General features: G+C 64.8%; 17 protein-coding genes. 16 read left to right on the top strand and 1 reads right to left on the bottom strand.

Going from position 1 to position 16,509, the window contains the following annotated elements; all coding sequences use genetic code 11:
• Positions 1 to 57: 57 nt before the first annotated feature.
• From nagZ to DFR52_RS04375, 11 genes are all read left to right on the top strand, one after another.
• On the top strand, positions 58 to 1,074 hold the full coding sequence (gene nagZ / locus DFR52_RS04425) for a beta-N-acetylhexosaminidase (RefSeq protein ID WP_110030661.1): 1,017 nt from the start codon (positions 58 to 60) through the stop codon (positions 1,072 to 1,074).
• 68 nt (positions 1,075 to 1,142) lie between these two features.
• Entirely contained in the window at positions 1,143 to 1,943 is an 801-nt protein-coding gene (locus DFR52_RS04420) for a segregation and condensation protein A (protein WP_110030660.1), read from the top strand.
• 80 nt (positions 1,944 to 2,023) lie between these two features.
• Entirely contained in the window at positions 2,024 to 2,719 is a 696-nt protein-coding gene (gene scpB / locus DFR52_RS04415; protein WP_245415218.1) for an SMC-Scp complex subunit ScpB, read from the top strand.
• Positions 2,720 to 2,823: 104 nt separating this feature from the next.
• Positions 2,824 to 3,903, top strand: a complete 1,080-nt coding sequence (locus DFR52_RS04410) for an ABC transporter ATP-binding protein (RefSeq protein ID WP_110030658.1) — start codon at positions 2,824 to 2,826, stop codon at positions 3,901 to 3,903.
• Between the two features lie 30 nt (positions 3,904 to 3,933).
• Positions 3,934 to 4,164: a twin-arginine translocase TatA/TatE family subunit gene (locus DFR52_RS04405; protein WP_110030657.1), complete on the top strand. Its 231-nt coding sequence runs from the start codon at positions 3,934 to 3,936 to the stop codon at positions 4,162 to 4,164.
• 129 nt (positions 4,165 to 4,293) lie between these two features.
• Positions 4,294 to 5,082 carry a Sec-independent protein translocase protein TatB gene (tatB, locus tag DFR52_RS04400; protein WP_110030656.1) on the top strand — a complete coding sequence of 263 codons (789 nt, stop codon included), beginning with the start codon at positions 4,294 to 4,296 and terminating at the stop codon, positions 5,080 to 5,082.
• Entirely contained in the window at positions 5,079 to 5,924 is an 846-nt protein-coding gene (gene tatC / locus DFR52_RS04395) for a twin-arginine translocase subunit TatC (protein WP_110030655.1), read from the top strand. Before tatB ends, tatC begins: the two co-directional genes overlap by 4 nt.
• Before the next feature lie 79 nt (positions 5,925 to 6,003).
• Positions 6,004 to 7,287 (top strand): serine--tRNA ligase, encoded by a 1,284-nt coding sequence (gene serS, locus DFR52_RS04390; protein WP_110030654.1) that lies wholly within the window; start codon positions 6,004 to 6,006, stop codon positions 7,285 to 7,287.
• Between the two features lie 24 nt (positions 7,288 to 7,311).
• Entirely contained in the window at positions 7,312 to 8,076 is a 765-nt protein-coding gene (gene surE / locus DFR52_RS04385; protein WP_110030653.1) for a 5'/3'-nucleotidase SurE, read from the top strand.
• A 42-nt stretch (positions 8,077 to 8,118) separates the two neighbouring features.
• Positions 8,119 to 8,772 (top strand): protein-L-isoaspartate(D-aspartate) O-methyltransferase, encoded by a 654-nt coding sequence (locus tag DFR52_RS04380; RefSeq protein ID WP_110031129.1) that lies wholly within the window; start codon positions 8,119 to 8,121, stop codon positions 8,770 to 8,772.
• A gap of 224 nt (positions 8,773 to 8,996) precedes the next feature.
• Positions 8,997 to 10,619 carry a peptidoglycan DD-metalloendopeptidase family protein gene (locus DFR52_RS04375; protein WP_245415184.1) on the top strand — a complete coding sequence of 541 codons (1,623 nt, stop codon included), beginning with the start codon at positions 8,997 to 8,999 and terminating at the stop codon, positions 10,617 to 10,619.
• 84 nt (positions 10,620 to 10,703) lie between these two features.
• Here the strand turns inward: DFR52_RS04375 and DFR52_RS04370 are convergent, their stop codons facing one another.
• Positions 10,704 to 11,573 carry an ATP-binding protein gene (locus DFR52_RS04370; RefSeq protein ID WP_110030651.1) on the bottom strand — a complete coding sequence of 290 codons (870 nt, stop codon included), beginning with the start codon at positions 11,571 to 11,573 and terminating at the stop codon, positions 10,704 to 10,706.
• A 202-nt stretch (positions 11,574 to 11,775) separates the two neighbouring features.
• Here DFR52_RS04370 and yajC point away from each other — a divergent pair, with 202 nt between their 5' ends.
• The 5 genes from yajC to DFR52_RS04345 all read left to right on the top strand — a co-directional run bounded on the left by yajC (position 11,776) and on the right by DFR52_RS04345 (position 16,496).
• A complete protein-coding gene (gene yajC / locus DFR52_RS04365) occupies positions 11,776 to 12,108 on the top strand; it encodes a preprotein translocase subunit YajC (RefSeq protein WP_110030650.1) in 333 nt (110 codons plus the stop codon).
• A 77-nt stretch (positions 12,109 to 12,185) separates the two neighbouring features.
• Positions 12,186 to 14,768 (top strand): protein translocase subunit SecDF, encoded by a 2,583-nt coding sequence (gene secDF, locus DFR52_RS04360; protein WP_110030649.1) that lies wholly within the window; start codon positions 12,186 to 12,188, stop codon positions 14,766 to 14,768.
• 2 nt (positions 14,769 to 14,770) lie between these two features.
• Positions 14,771 to 15,157: an Mth938-like domain-containing protein gene (locus DFR52_RS04355; RefSeq protein ID WP_110030648.1), complete on the top strand. Its 387-nt coding sequence runs from the start codon at positions 14,771 to 14,773 to the stop codon at positions 15,155 to 15,157.
• Positions 15,158 to 15,166: 9 nt separating this feature from the next.
• Entirely contained in the window at positions 15,167 to 16,036 is an 870-nt protein-coding gene (locus DFR52_RS04350; RefSeq protein WP_245415183.1) for a phytoene/squalene synthase family protein, read from the top strand.
• Positions 16,037 to 16,214: 178 nt separating this feature from the next.
• Positions 16,215 to 16,496 carry a pentapeptide repeat-containing protein gene (locus DFR52_RS04345; protein ID WP_158284852.1) on the top strand — a complete coding sequence of 94 codons (282 nt, stop codon included), beginning with the start codon at positions 16,215 to 16,217 and terminating at the stop codon, positions 16,494 to 16,496.
• Positions 16,497 to 16,509 lie beyond the last annotated feature (13 nt).

Here is a 16,509-nt window from a genome sequence, read left to right as displayed (position 1 = left end):
CGCAGCGGCAAGGTATGCCGGCCTGTCAAAACAGTCGCAAGCCGCTATCATCGCCGGATGACCGAATCAAAAGCCATCATACTCGGCAGTTCCGGCCTCAGCCTCACCGCTGACGAGCGCGCCTTCTACACCGAGCATCGCCCCTGGGGCTTCATCCTGTTTGGCCGCAACATCGGCGAGCCATCGCAGATCGCCGACCTAGTCGCCGGCATGCGCGATTGCGTCGGCCGTCCTGATGCGCCGGTCCTGATCGACCAGGAAGGCGGCCGAGTGCAGCGCATCCGGCCGCCGATGGCGCCTCACTATCCATCGGGAGCCGATCTCGGCGCGCTCTACGATGCCGATCCCGATGCGGGATTGCGCGCAGCCTGGATCATGTCGCGCCTGCACGCCTTCGACCTGCTGCCCCTCGGAATCAATGTGGACTGCCTACCTGTGCTCGACGTGCCGGAGCCCGGAGCCCACCAGGTGATCGGCAGCCGCGCCTACGGCCTCAGCGCCGCCACCGTGGCGGCCATGGGGGCGGCCGCGGCCGCAGGCCTGAAGGCTGGCGGTCTGCTGCCTGTGATCAAGCACATGCCCGGCCATGGCCGGGCCCGGGCGGACACACACCATGAGCTCCCGGTCGTCGATACCTGCCGCGAGGACTTGTCGGCGCGCGATTTCGCGCCGTTCCGGGAATTGCGCCACGAGGCCATGGCGATGTCCGCGCATGTGGTGTTTTCCGCCCTTGACCCGGACAGCCCGGCGACCACCTCGAAGCGGGTGATTGACGAGGTGATCCGGGGTGAAATCGGTTTTGATGGACTTTTGATGTCGGATGACGTGTCGATGAACGCGCTTTCTGGGGATTGCGCCGCCAGGGCCCGTGCAATTTTCGCCGCGGGATGCGATGTCACCTTGCACTGCAACGGCGATCCCGCCGAAATGGTCGCCGTTGCGGGCGTGGCGCCGCTGCTGTCGGGTGATGCGCTCAGGCGCGCCGAGGCGGTGGAACGGGCTTTTCTTGCGCCCGACGCCAGTGACGAGGCGGCGTTGCGCGCGGAATTCGAGAGCTTGATGGCAACCGCATGAGATAACGGAGGCGGCAGCAGGTGGCAGACACTCAACTCAAACCGGGCAGGCCGGGCGCGCGCGTGCCGATGGAACGGTTGTGGGAAGATGCCTCCGAACGCGCCGTCAGCGACCCGGCGCTGCTGGTTGATCTCGACGGCTTCGAAGGTCCGCTGGATCTGCTTCTCCACCTCGCGCGCACGCAGCGCGTCGACATGGCGAAGATCTCCGTGCTGGCCCTCGCAGAGCAGTATCTGGATTTTGTCGAGAAGGCGCGGGAACTGCGCCTCGAGCTTGCAGCCGACTATCTGGTGATGGCGGCGTGGCTCGCCTTTCTCAAATCGCGGCTGCTGATCCCCCATCCCGCCAAGGGCGACGAGCCGTCCGGCGAGGAGATGGCGGCGCAGCTGGCGTTTCGGCTCAAGCGGCTGGAAGCCATGCGGGAGGTGGCCACCCGGCTGGTGAACCGCAACCGGCTCGGCCGCGACGTGTTTGCGCGCGGCGCGCCGGTGCCGCTGATCATCGACAAGACCTCCATCTTCGATGCCTCGCTCTACGACCTGCTGACCGCCTATGCTTCGCAGCGGCAGCGCCAGTCGCTGTCGCATGTCACCATCGGCCATCGCCGGGTCTGGTCGCTCGCCGACGCGCGGGTGATCCTCAGCCGCATGATCGGAGAACTCAGCGACTGGACTGCGCTGGACCAGTATCTGATCCGCTATCTCTCCGATCCGGAGGAGCGGGCGACCGCAATCGCCAGTTCCTTTGCCGCTTCGCTGGAAATGGTGCGTGAGGGGCGGCTCGAGATCCGGCAGGACGGGGCGTTTCAGCCGATCTACATGCGACGCGGAGCCAATCAGGCAGCAACATCGGGGAGCACCGCAGCATGACAATGGATCCAGCCCGCGCTCAATCGATGTCCGATCACCATGCGAAGTCCGACGAGCATGCAGACCTGGAGGGCGCAGCCATGGGGAAAGGTGAGAGCGGAGCGATGGAAGCGCTTAACGAGCACCGGCTGCGTGAAGCCGAACGCATCGCCGAAGCTCTGGTGTTCGCCTCGGCCACCCCGATACCGGGCAAGGCCATCGCCGAAAAGCTGCCCCAGGGCGTCGACGTCTCGGCGGTCATGGAACAACTGTCCCGGTCCTATGCCCAGCGCGGCGTCAATCTGGTCCGCGTCGGCGACGCCTGGGCGTTTCGCACCGCTGCCGATCTCTCGTTTCTGATCCGCAAGGACGAGACCGAGGTGCGCAAGCTCTCCCGCGCGGGCCTCGAGGTAATGGCCATCATTGCCTACCACCAGCCTGTGACGCGCGCCGAGATCGAGGATGTGCGCGGCGTCGCCACGTCCCGCGGAACGCTCGATGTGCTGCTCGAGTCGGGATGGGTGAGGATGCGTGGCCGCCGGCGCACGCCGGGGCGTCCGGTCACCTATGGAACGACGCCGGCATTTCTCGATCATTTCGGCCTTGAGGAACTGCGCGATCTCCCCGGCATGGAAGAGCTCAAGGGCGCGGGGCTCCTCTCCAGCCGGATCCCGTCGAGCTTCCAGGTGCCGCAGCCGCCGGCCAATGACGACCTCGCCGAGGACGAGGATCCCATCACCCAGATGGATCTCGAGGAACTCGGGCTCTTGACTCCCATGGGTGAAGCGGACGACTAAACGTCCGGTCCGGACCGCAACCTTCACTGCGCGGGTCGCGGAGGCCGCGAACGGAAGCTCGGACAAAAGGTCAATTGACGGTGCAGGAACAAAAAAGGCCGGCGATGGAACGCAGGACGGCTGGTGTCACATTTGCCGCCCGGCTGGCCTTCGAGGATATCCGCCATGCCTATGGCGAGAACCAGACTCTGCGCGGCGTGACGCTGACAGCGGAGCCCGGGGAGGTCCTGTGCCTGCTGGGTCCTTCGGGGTCCGGCAAGACGACGCTGCTCAGGATCGCCGCAGGAATCGAACGGCAGGCATCGGGCCGGCTGTTGCTCAACGACCGCGAGATCGCCGGGCCGGGAGGGTATCTGCCACCGGAACGACGCGGCATCGGGCTCATGTTCCAGGATTTTGCGCTGTTTCCGCATCTGACGATTCTCGACAATGTCCGCTTCGGGCTGACGGCGTTGTCGAGGGCGGACGGCCGCCGCGAGGCGATGGCAGCGCTCGACCGGGTCGGCATGGCCCATTACGCCGACAATTTTCCCCATGCGCTCTCGGGCGGCGAGCAGCAGCGGGTGGCGCTGGCCCGCGCGCTGGCGCCGAGGCCAGCGGTGCTGCTGATGGACGAACCGTTCTCGGGGCTCGACTCGCGGCTCAAGGACAGCGTCCGCGCCGAGACGCTGGCCATTCTGCGCGAGGCCCGCGCCACCGCCATCGTCGTCACCCATGACGCCGAGGAAGCCATGCGCATGGGCGACCGCATCGCGCTGCTGCGCGACGGCCTGCTGGTGCAGGTGGGGACGGCGGAAGATCTCTATCACCGACCGACCAGCCTGTTTGCGGCAGGATTCTTCTCGGAGATCAACGTGTTCGAGGCCGCGGTCGCCAACGGTCATGCCGACACGCCGCTCGGACCGGTACCGACCCCAGACCTGCGGGAGGGGACTTTAGTCTCGGTTGCCATCAGACTGCCGGGCGTGGTGATTTCGGAGTCCGGCGCGGGAGTGCCGGCGCGCATAGTGGCGCGGAGATTTCTCGGAGTGGAGGAACTGGTCACAGTGGCCGTCCCCGGCGGCGGCAGTTCGGTCGATGCGCGCATCCGTGCCGGCCAATTGCGCCATGGAGCCCGGGATGTTTCGCTCACGGTGAACGAGCGGGACATTTTGGTGTTTGAAAATTCGGGGCAAACAGCCTAGATCAAAGTCGGAATTGAACAGGAGAGTATTATGGGTTCATTTAGCATCTGGCATTGGCTGATCGTTCTGGTGGTCGTGCTGCTGCTTTTCGGCCGCGGCAAGATCCCCGAACTGATGGGTGACGTGGCTAAGGGCATCAAGAGCTTCAAGAAGGGCATGTCCGAAGAGGATGCTGCCGCCAACGAGCCAAAGACTGTTGATCTCAAGGCCGACAACAGCATGGACAGCAAGCAAAACAGCGAGAACAAGGATCGCGGTTGATCCAGTGCGGCGGCGGCATGCGTGCGGGATTGATTGATCCCGTACGCTATTTCGCCATTTTCGCATTGTGAAGCTGAGTGCGGGCAATGTCATGACCGTGCCTTTCCCTGGGTCTGAGGAGACGCTTTGATGTTTGACGTCGGTTGGCCGGAGCTCCTGGTCATCGCCATCGTGCTGATCGTCGTGGTGGGTCCCAAGGACCTGCCGCCGATGCTTCGCGCTTTCGGCAGGACCACCAAGAAACTGCGCGGCATGGCCAATGAATTCCGCGGGCAGTTCGACGAGGTGTTGCGCGAAGCTGAACTCGACGACGTCAAGAAGACGCTGACCGAGGCACGCAAGCTCAATCCGATCCAGACCATCCGCGATGCGGTCAATCCGCTGAAGTCGACCGGCGAGCAGATCAAGTCAGATCTGGAAAAGACCATCAACGCAAACCCGACGAAGACCACGGATTCCGAGGTCGAGGCGCCAGCTGTGCCCAAGGTCGACATCCCGCCGTCTTCGATGAAGCTGGGCGACGGCCCTCCGACCGTGCCCGCGCCGTGGACCCCGAAGTCCGCCTCCGCACCGGTGACGGCCGACGAGCCGGCGATCCCGGCCAAGGCCGGCAAGGCTCCGGGCAAGGCCGCAGCAAAGCCCGCAGCAAAGCCCGCGAGCGAAAAAGCTGCGGCAACATCTGCGGCAAAGGCCCCGGCCGCTGCGCCGGCGAAGGCAAAGACTGCTGCTGCAAAGCCTGCATCGGTAACCGCTCCGGCGCCCGCAGGGCCCACCGTTGCCGCGAAGGCGGCAGCCCGGCCGGCGGCCAAGGCAGCCTCGGCGCCTGCCAAGCCCACACCGGCCAGGCCGGCCGCAAAGCCGGCAGCGGCGAAAACCACGACCTCCAAGGCGGCTAAAACCCCGAAAGATCAGGCATGAGCGGCGATATCGAAGACACACCACAGCCGCTGATCGCGCATCTCATTGAACTGCGCAATCGACTGATGTGGGCGATCGGCGGGTTCATGATCGCCTTCATCGTCTGCTTCATGTTTGCCAAGCAGCTGTTCAACGTGCTGGTGCAACCCTTTATCTGGGCGGTCGGCTGGTCGGGAATTGCCAGCCGCAAGATCGAGCTGATCTACACGGCACCGCAGGAGTTCTTCTTCACCCAGGTCAAGATCGGCATGTTCGGTGGCCTCGTGCTGGCGTTTCCGCTGATCGCCGCGCAGCTCTACAAGTTCGTCGCGCCGGGCCTGTACAAGAACGAGCGTTCCGCCTTTCTGCCGTTCCTGGTGGCGTCGCCGATCCTGTTCATGCTGGGTGCCGCGCTGGTCTATTTCTTCTTCACGCCGATGGTCATGCTGTTCTTCCTGTCGATGGAGCAGCAGGGCGGCAACGGCGAGGCCTCGATCCAGCTGCTGCCGAAGGTTTCGGAGTATCTCGGCCTGATCATGACGCTGATCTTCGCCTTCGGTCTGGTGTTCCAGCTGCCGGTGGTGACGACGCTGATGGCGCGGGCCGGCCTGGTGACGTCCGCCGGCTTGGCTGACAAGCGCAAATACGCAATTGTCGCGGCTTTTATCGCCGCCGCCATCCTGACGCCGCCCGATCCGGTGTCCCAGATCGGACTTGCGCTGCCAACCATCCTTCTTTACGAGATTGGCATCTATTGCGCCCGATTTGTGGAGCGTCAACGCGCCCAAGCCAAGGCCGGAGCCGCGGTTGGCGAAGCGGAGACTGCCGCACCGGTCACGCCCGACGACAAGCCCGCCGCCTGACTGGCGGCGGTCGCGGGCCTCCGACCGGATTTCGCTCCCGGTCTGGTGCAAGCCTCACACATGCCCGGGACACGCCAAAATGCTTGACATCAAATGGATCCGCGACAACGCCGACCTGCTCGACGCCGCGCTGGCCATGCGCTTCGCGCCGGCCCAGGCGCAGGCGCTGATCGCCGAGGACGAGGCCCGACGCGGCCTGGTGCAGAGGCTGCAGGAGATGCAGTCACGCCGCAATGCGGCCTCCAAGGAGATCGGCGCAGCCATGGCTGCCAATGATCCGGCCCGCGCCGACGCGCTCAAGGCTGAAGTCGCCGAGATCAAGGCCAACATGCAGGCCGTCGAGGAAGCCTCGAAACAGGCCGATGCGGACATGCTCGACAAGCTGTCGCGGCTGCCCAACATTCCGCTCGAAGGCGTTCCCGTCGGCGATGACGAAACCGGCAATCGCGAAGAGCGCAAGGTCGGCGACAAGCCGTCCTGGACCCACACGCCGATGGAGCACTACGAGATCGGCGAGCAGCTGGGCTATCTGGATTTCGAGGCGGCGGCGAAGATTTCAGGCGCCCGCTTCACCGTGGTCAGGGGGCCGCTCGCCCGGCTCGAGCGCGCGCTCGGCCAGTTCATGCTTGATCTTCACACCGAGGAGCACGGCTACACCGAGGTCAACCCGCCGCTGATGGTGCGCGACGAGGCGATGTTCGGAACCGGGCAACTCCCCAAATTCGGCGAGGACCTGTTCCGCACCACCGATGGCCGCTGGCTGATCCCGACGGCGGAGGTGCCGCTGACCAACATGGTGCGCGAGCAGATTCTCGAACATTCCGTGCTGCCGCTGCGGTTCACCGCTCTGACGCCGTGCTTCCGCTCGGAGGCGGGCTCCGCAGGTCGCGACACGCGCGGCATGCTGCGCCAGCACCAGTTCATGAAATGCGAGATGGTCTCGATCACTGACGCCGACAGCTCGGTCGCCGAGCACGAGCGGATGACAGCCTGCGCCGAAGAGGTGCTCAAGCGCCTCGGCCTGCACTACCGGGTGATGACGCTGTGCACAGGCGACATGGGGTTCGGCGCGCGCAAGACCTATGACATCGAAGTCTGGCTGCCGGGGCAGGACACCTATCGCGAGATTTCCTCGGTCTCGGTCTGCGGCGATTTCCAGGGCCGGCGCATGAATGCGCGCTATCGCGATCCCGCCGACAAGGCGACACGCTTCGTCCACACGCTGAACGGCTCGGGCATCGCCGTCGGCCGCGCGATGATCGCGGTAATGGAAAATTACCTCAACGCCGATGGATCGATCACCGTGCCCGATGTGCTCGTTTCCTATATGGGCGGGCTCACACGAATTGAAAAAGCGGCCTGATTGCCGCTCCGGAAAGGGTCTCGCATGCGCATTCTGCTCACCAATGACGACGGCATCCACGCCGAGGGTCTCGCCGTGCTGGAACGGATCGCGCGGACGCTTTCCGACGATGTCTGGATCGTGGCGCCCGAAACCGACCAGAGCGGGTTGGCTCATTCGCTGACGCTCTCCGAGCCGCTGCGGCTCAGGAAGGTCGGCGAGAAGCATTACGCGCTGCGCGGCACGCCGACCGACTGCGTCATCATGGCGGTCAAGAGCCTGATGGATCCGGCGCCGGACCTCGTGCTTTCGGGCGTCAATTCGGGCCAGAACGTCGCCGATGACGTGACCTATTCCGGCACGGTTGCGGGGGCCATGGAGGGCACTTTGCTCGGCATCCGCTCGATCGCGATCTCGCAGGCCTACCGCCACGAGGATGTCGGCCGGGCGATGCCCTGGGAGGTGGTGGAGACGCTGGCGCCTGAACTTCTCAGCAAGCTCATCGAGGTGGAGATGCCGAAGGGCTCGCTGATCAACATCAATTTCCCCAACTGCCCTCCGGATGAGGTCAAGGGGGTGACCGTCACCGAGCAGGGACAGATGACCCATGGTCTGTCGATCGAGGAACGCAAGGACGGCCGGGGGTTTCCGTATTTCTGGCTCAAGTTCGGCCGCCGCGACTTTTCGCCGGAAGCCAACAGTGACATCCGTGCCGTGACCGGCGGCTACATTTCGGTCACGCCGCTGAAGATGGACCTGACGGATCACCTGCTGCAGGCGCGGTTGAGCCAGGCGCTTGCCGTTGACTGACGGCTCGGCGGGCGCAGTTGAAGCAGGAAACGGGGAGTGGATGTGAACGCGCGGTTGATGGAGAAGGAGGGCTTTGCGGGACTGCTGCTGCGTTTGCGCGGCGAGGGCATCACCGACAAGATGCTGTTGACTGCCATGGAGCAGACGCCGCGCACCCTGTTCCTCTCCGCCGCCCATGCGCATGCCGCCTATTCCGACCGGCTGTTGCCGATCGACTGCGGCGGATTTGCCGAAGGCGGTGACCTTGTGGCTCGACTCCTTTCGCTTGCCGACATCAAGCCGGGCCAGCGGGTGCTGGATGTGGGCACAGGGAGCGGCTTCCTGGGCGCTGTCGCCGGCCGTATGGCCGAGCGGGTGCTGACGATCGACCGCTACAGGACGCTCACGCAACTGGCCCAGCAGCGCTTCCAGCATCTCGGCCTGAGCAATGTGATTGCCCGCCATGCCGATGGCAACAAGGCTGTCTCGGGCGAGGGCATGTTCGACCGCATCATCGTCACCGCCTCGTTCGACGCCATGCCGCGCCACTATGTCGACTGTCTGGCCGCGGGCGGCATCATGCTGGCGCCCATCATCGGCGCCGACGGCATCACCCGCCTGTGCCGGCTGCTCAAGATCGGCAGCCGCTTCGAGCGTGAAGACCTGTTCCCGGTGCCCTACAGCCGGATGATCCCCGGCCTTGCCGCAGCTCTCTGATTCTGCCGCAGGCCAACGACGAGCCTGCGCGCATCGATCCGCGGCCGAAAGTTGCCGGTGAAGATGCAGGAGGGCCTTCCTCGGACCCTGAACGGCTCCGCCTGGTGCCCTTTACGCCAAACCTTCCATCATTTTTCCGCTTTTAACCGACCGGTAACACTAACGCGCTTTAATCATGACAGTTGGTTTTGCGTTGATTGGTAGGTTGTGTCATGCGTCACAGAGTGTCTCAAGTATCCGGCAGGTCGGCAATCCGGCTTATCGCCATTGCGCTGCTGGCCGGGACCGCCGCAGGCTGCAGTTCCGATGTCAGCCGGTTCATGTCGCAGGGAACCGATGGTATCACCACAGCTTCGGTGCCTGCGCCCGAGTCCACGCGGCTTGCGCCCGTAGGCTCCATACCGAATTCGGGCGGGCAGTACGCCGCGCCGCAGTCGGTGTCCCAGGCCTATCCGGGTGATGTGCAATCGTCGTCCCGGACCGGCGCTTATGATCCGGCTTCGACCGGTTCGGTGGCGCGGACTGTCTCGTCTTCCGACAATCTGCTCGGGAGCCAGCGGCAGGTGGCGCGCGGGCAACTGCCGGCCGTCAGCCGGATGCCTGCAACCGTGGTTGGCTCCTCCGACCGCAATTCGCCGGACCTGACAACCGCATCGATTGCCCAGCCGCGGGCAGCCGTGCCGTCATCGGCCGTACGCCAGAAGCCCGTCAGCGTTCCGCATGTGGCCGGCACTCCGCAGCAGCCGTTCCCGGGCGATGTCGCCGGCAATACCCTGGCGCCGGATCCGATCATCACTGGGACGGCGCCGCGCACCGCCGGCTGGAATGCGACGGGCGGCTCCCGGATCACGCTAGGGGAGGGCGAGACCGTCAGCAGCGTCTCGCGCCGTTACGGCGTTCCCATCAACGAGATCATGAAGGCAAACGGCCTCGCCGATGCCTCGAAGGTGCGTGCGGGCCAGCAGCTGCTGATCCCGGTCTACGTCTACGGTTCGTCCAAGTCTGCCCAGGGCCAGACGCCGGCCAATCCGACAGCGCCCAATCGCGCCCCGGCCCAGGACGTGGCCGTGCTGCCCACACTCCCGACCCAGCGGGATGCGAAGCCGACCTCCACGGCGAGCGCCGCCAATGCAACGCCAAAGCAGGCCGCGGGTGTCCACGTGGTGCAATCGGGCGACACGCTGACCAAGATCGCCAATGCAAACGGCGTGAGTATCGATGCGCTGAAGGCCGCCAACGGGCTGACCACGGCATCGATCCGCATCGGCCAGAAGCTCAACATCCCGGGCGGCTCTTCGACCGGGACCGCGCCCGATCCGGTGCAGACAGCGTCGGTCAAGCCGTCGGTGCAGGCTGCCGCGTCGACCGCTCCCGCACCGAAAGTCTACACCGCCCCGGCTGCATCAGCGGGCAAGGACAAGCTGACGGAAACCGCCAAGGCGGTCTCCGCCGAGGCCCCGGCCGGCACCGGCATCGGCAAGCTTCGCTGGCCCGGCCGCGGTCAGGTGATCACCGGTTTTGCCAAGTCCGAGGACGGCCGACGCAATGACGGCATCGATATCTCGATGCCGGTGGGCACCGCCGTCAAGGCAGCCGAGAACGGCGTGGTGATCTATTCCGGCGATGGTCTCAAGGAATACGGCAACACCGTGCTGATCCGTCATGACAACGGCCTGGTCACCGTCTACGCCCATGCCGAAAGCCTGAAGGTCAACCGCGGCGACAAGGTCCAGCGCGGCCAGACGATCGCCAGTTCCGGCATGAGCGGAGTGGCCAAGACGCCACGGCTGCATTTTGAAGTGCGCAAGGACGCCACTCCGGTCGATCCGTCCAGCTTTCTCGAATAGTCCGCCCCTCCAGGCGAAAGAAAAGGCCCGCGGGACATCCCCGCGGGCCTTTGCCGTTCACCGGAGCCTGCGACCGCGCCGCGATCAGATGACGCGGCCCAGCCGCCCGGCCAGATCCTGGACGAACTGCCAAGCGACGCGGCCGGAGCGGGAACCGCGGGTGGTCGACCACTCCAGCGCCTCGGCGCGCAGGGCATCCGCCTGGATATCGAGGCCGTAATGCGCGGCGTAGCCGCCGACCATCGCGAGATAGTCGTCCTGGCTGCACTTGTGGAATCCGAGCCACAGGCCGAAGCGATCAGACAGCGACACCTTCTCCTCGACGGCTTCGTGTGGGTTGATTGCGGTGGAGCGTTCGTTCTCGATCATGTCGCGCGGCAGGAGGTGCCGCCGGTTCGAAGTGGCATAGAGGATGACATTGTCGGGCCGACCCTCAATGCCGCCGTCCAGCGCGGCCTTCAGCGACTTGTAGCTTGTGTCGTCATGATCGAAGGAGAGATCGTCGCAGAACAGGATGAAGCGGGCCCCGGTGCTGCGGAGAATCGTCATCAGTTGCGGCAGGCTGTCGATGTCCTCCCTGTGGATCTCCACCAGCTTCAACGGAGCGGCGAGACCGTCGGATCCGAGCAGTGCCGCGTGCACGGACTTGACAAGCGACGATTTGCCCATGCCGCGCGCGCCCCACAGCAGGACGTTGTTGGCCGAAAACCCTCGGGCGAAGCGCGTGGTGTTGTCGATGAGGATGTCGCGGACATGGTCGACGCCGCGGATGAGCGAGATATCGATCCGGTTCGGCCTGTTGACCGGCTGCAGGTGCCCCGATGCCGCTTCCCATACAAAGCAGTCGGCGGCTCCGGTGTCATTGACCACGGGAGCGGGACCGGCGAGGCGTTCCATGGCCGCGGCCAGACGGCTCAATTCAGTCAGGATCTGGCGGCTGGTGTCATCGTTCATGGCTGTCGGTATCCCGGGTTGCTGCTCGATGCGGATTGGCAGGAAGTGGCGGTAGCATGCCGCAGCATCACGGAAAAGCGGGATTTGTCGGGAAATAGCCGCGGGCGCGCTTAGGTTTGCGTTGCAATCGGCGGTCTTGCCACTATATTCCGCTCAAATCCTGGCTCCCCTTTCGGGTCGCCGTCCACTCAGGAGTTCTTGTATGTTTGTTACCCCGGCTCATGCCCAATCTGCGCTCGGCGCTGGCGGCGGCGGCGACGTGATCATGTCGATTCTGCCGTTCCTGCTGATCTTCGTGATCATGTATTTTCTCATCATCCGTCCGCAGCGCACGGCACAGAAGAAGCGGGTGGAAATGCTCAACGCGGTGCGCCGCGGCGACCAGGTGATCCTGGGCGGCGGCATCACCGGCAAGGTGTCGAAGGTCATCGACGACGCAGAACTCGAAGTCGAAATCGCCGAGGGCGTCAAGGTTCGCGTGTTGCGCAGCCTGCTCGCCGACGTCCGCTCCAAGAGCGAGCCGGTCAAGGAATAGTCCCAACAGGCGGACGGGATTTCCTCGTCCGCCATTCCCGGCCCGCTTCAAGCCCGGCTGGATGATCCGAGAGCGCCATGCTGTATTTTTCCCGATGGAAAACCACCCTCATCTGGCTTGCGGTTCTCGCCGGTGTGGTCTTTGCCTTCCCGAACCTCCTCAGCCAGGACCAGGTTGGCAAACTGCCGGAATTCCTGCCGTCAAAGAAGATGACTCTGGGACTTGACCTGCAGGGCGGATCCCACATCCTTTTGCAGATCGACCGCGAGGACATCATCAAGGACCGGCTCGCGAGCACCAGCGACGAGGTCCGCGGGATCCTGCGCGATGCCGGCATCGGCTATACCGGCCTTTCGGGCTCGGGGCAGGCGGTCCAGGTCCGAATTCGCGACACTGCCAAGATAGAGGAAGCCAAGACGCTGCTCAACGTGCTGACGCAGCCTGTCAATGCCGGCCTGTTCGGCGGCGGCAACCTGACGGAAGCGACGCTCGAGGAGACCCAGCCGGGTGTGTTGCGCGTCCTCCTGTCCGACGACGGGATCGATTACCGGGTCTCGTCGGCCGTGGCCCAGTCGATCGAGGTGGTTCGCCGCCGCGTCGACGAGCTCGGTACGACGGAGCCGTCGATCCAGCGGCAGGGCACCGACCGCATTCTGGTTCAGGTTCCCGGCCTCGGCGATCCGCAGAGGCTGAAGGATCTTCTCAACCAGACGGCCAAGCTGACCTTCCGCATGGTCGATACCGACATGCCGGTCCAGGAGGCGATGAACGGCCGCCCGCCGGCCGGATCGGAAGTGCTTTATTCCAAGGATGATCCGCCGGTTCCCTACCTGGTCAAGCGCCAGGTGGAAGTCTCCGGAGAAAACCTCGTCGACGCGCAGGCCGGCTTCGACCAGCGCAACAACGAACCGATCGTCAGCTTCAAGTTCGACACCAAGGGTGGCCAGCGCTTCGGCCAGATCACCCAGCAGAACGTCAACAGGCCGTTCGCCATCGTGCTCGACAACCAGGTGCTGTCGGCACCGGTGATCCGGGAGCCGATCCTCGGTGGATCCGGACAGATTTCCGGCAGCTTCAGCGTCGAGGGCGCCAATGACCTGGCGATCCTGCTGCGCGCCGGCGCGCTGCCGGCGACCCTGACGGTGATTGAGGAACGGACCGTCGGACCGGGCCTGGGCGCGGATTCGATTGCCGCCGGCGAAATCGCAGGCATCATCGGCGCGCTCCTGGTGGTGGGCTTCATGTTCGTCGCCTACGGCCTGCTCGGCTTCATCGCCAACCTGGCGCTCGTTGCCAACGTGACGATGATCATCGCGGTGCTCACCATTCTCGGAGCGACGCTGACCTTGCCCGGCATCGCCGGCATCGTGCTCACCGTCGGCATGGCGGTGGATTCCAACGTGCTGATCTATGAGCGCATCCGCGAGGAGTACCGCAACGGGCGCTCGCTGATCCAGGCCATCGACGCCGGGTTCAGCCGCGCCTTTGCCACCATTCTTGATGCCAACGTCACCACACTGATCGCTGCCGTCATCCTGTTCTATCTCGGGACCGGCCCGGTGCGCGGCTTCGCTATCACGCTGGCTATCGGCATTGTCACCACCGTGTTCACCGCCTTCACCTTCACGCGCTGGATGGTGGCGGAGTGGGTGCGCCGGAGGCGTCCGAAGAAGCTGCCCGGCGGACTGCTCGATTCGCTCGTGCGCGATTTCGGCATCCGTTTCATGGGACTGCGCCGTTTCACATTCATGTTCTCCGCAGTGACATCGATCGCGGCCATGGTGCTGTTTGCGACCCTGAACATGAATTACGGCATCGATTTCAAGGGCGGCTCGATGATCGAGCTGAAGGCGAAGGATGGTGCCGCTGACATCAGCGATATCCGCGCGCGCCTGTCCGAGCTCAATCTCGGCGAGGTGCAGGTGCAGGAATTCGGCAGCCCGAGCGAGGTGCTGGTCCGCATCCAGGCGCAGGGCGGCGGTGAGAATGCGGAACAGACCGTCATCACCAATATCCGCGGCGAACTGGAGGATACCTACGAGTTCCGCCGGGTCGAGGTGGTGGGTCCGACCGTGTCCGGAGAACTGGCCAAGGCTGGCACTCTGGCCGTGATTGCCGCGCTGATGGCGATCCTGGTCTATATCTGGTTCCGCTTCGAGTGGCAGTTCGCGCTCGGCGCCATCATCGCCACCGTGCACGACGTCGTGCTGACCATCGGTGTCTTCGTCATCTCCGGATTTGAGTTCAACCTGACTTCGATCGCGGCGGTGCTGACCATTGTCGGCTATTCGCTCAACGACACCGTGGTGGTCTACGATCGGGTTCGCGAAAACCTGCGACGCTACAAGAAGATGCCGTTGCCGAAACTGCTCGACCTGTCGATCAACCAGACTCTGTCGCGCACGATCCTGACCTCGTTCACCACCGTTCTGGCGCTCCTTGCGCTGTTCATCTTCGGCGGCGAGGTCATTCGGTCGTTCACCTTCGCCATGATCTTCGGCGTGCTTGTCGGCACCTACTCGTCGATCTTCATCGCTGCCCCGGTGCTGATCCTGTTCAAGCTTCGCTCGGACAGTTTCCGCAAGGATCCGGGCGTGGCGGAGGAGACGGACGGGACACAGGTTGTCGAGACGGGCGTTGCCGGCAAAAGCGTCGTCTAGGAATGGCGCGCGGGATCGAAATCCGGCAGGCGCATTTCCCCGGCCGGGCCCCGATCGATGCCTACGGCAATGGCGGCTTCCGGTTTGCCGATATGTCGCACCGGGGCTCGATCCTTTGCCTGCCCGCGGGCATTCATGGCTGGGAGGTGACAGACGCTTCGGCGCTTGACCTTGAAGATTTCCGCCGCGTGCTCGACGCGGCGGGAGAGATCGAATTCCTGCTGGTGGGCACGGGGACGTCGATCGTCCAGATTCCAAAGCCGATCCGTGCCGAATTGCGCGCCCGCAACATATCCTCAGACCCGATGGGCACCGGCGCGGCGGTGCGCACCTACAATGTGATGCTGGCCGAATCTCGCGCCGTCGCCGCCGCGCTGATCGCGGTCTGAGGGCCGATGGTGCCGCACGCATCTGCCGAAGCTGGGATTTCCGACTGGACGCGGTCTCTGTCGGCGCTCCGCGAAGCCGATCGCGACCGCTATCTGTCGCTGTTGCTGATGCCGGAATCCGCGCGCGCAGACATCGCCGCGCTCTATCTCTTCAATGCGGAAGTCGCTGCCGTTCGAGATCGGGTCCGTGAGTCGCTGCCGGGGGAGATCCGGCTGCAATGGTGGCGTGACGTGATCTCGGGGGAGAGGGCGATCGAGGCGGTCAACCACCCGGTCGCGGCATCGTTGCTGCGAAGCATCGCGACAAGGCAATTGCCGACCGCACCGTTGATGGCGCTGTGCGATGCCCATGTTTTCGACCTTTACGATGATCCGATGCCCGATCGCGGCAGTTATGAGGGCTATGCCGGCGAAACGGCGGCGGCGATGATCCAGCTCACCTCGGTCGTCCTCGATCCGGCGGCTTCGTCCGAATCGGCCATCGCGGCGGGCCACGCAGGAGTGGCGCACGCGGTTGCCGGTCATCTGATGCTGCTGCCGCAGCACCGGGCGCGCGGCCAGGTGTTTGTTCCCGGCGACATTCTCGCGGCGACCGGACTTGACCGCGATGCCTTCCTCGCCGGCGACGACAGGGCGGCAGTCGCCGCGGCGCTTTCGGCCTTCGTCGCGCTCGGACGCGAGCATCTGGGCAAGGCCCGCGCCGCGATGGCGCCCTTGCCGCCCAGCCTCCGCGCCGCCTTCATTCCGGCGGCAATCGCAGCCCCGGTGCTTGACCGTGCTGGGCGGCTTGGCGCGGATTGCCTCACAAGGCCTCCGCAACCGCCGCAATGGCTCAGGCAATGGCGGCTCTGGCGCGTCAGCCGCGGCGGCGCACTCTGAGTCGCGTGCCGATTCGATCTCCCGGCGGAAAATCGAACCTGAAGCAGTCCTCGCGCGTTGGCTGTGATGCCGGTCCCCGATGGGGTGGGCGATCGGCGAATGTGGGCGCGGAGGCGTCCGGGGTCGACTCACCGCAGCCGGTGTCATTGGGGACCGGCCGCAAGCCTGGAGACATGCCATGCCACGCAGATCCGCCGCATCACTCGCCGCCGCCGCAATGCTCGCCCTTTCGGGCTCCGCCCACGCCTTCGTGCAGGCCGACCTCGACAAGCTCGAGACCACAGGCTCCTGTGTGGATTGCGACCTTTCCGGCGCCATGCTGACAGGTAAGGTCAAGCCTCAGGCCGACCTCTCGGGCGCCAACCTGACAGATGCCTTCTTCGAAGAGGAGGATCTGACAGGTGTGAAGCTCTGCAACACCATCATGGCCGACGGCAGGACCGACAACCGCGACTGCTGACCAGGCGGGACGC

The organism is Hoeflea marina (assembly GCF_003182275.1).
Classification (GTDB): domain Bacteria; phylum Pseudomonadota; class Alphaproteobacteria; order Rhizobiales; family Rhizobiaceae; genus Hoeflea; species Hoeflea marina.
Note: the sequence above shows the minus strand (reverse complement) of the source record. Positions and strands in the feature narration are given on the sequence as shown.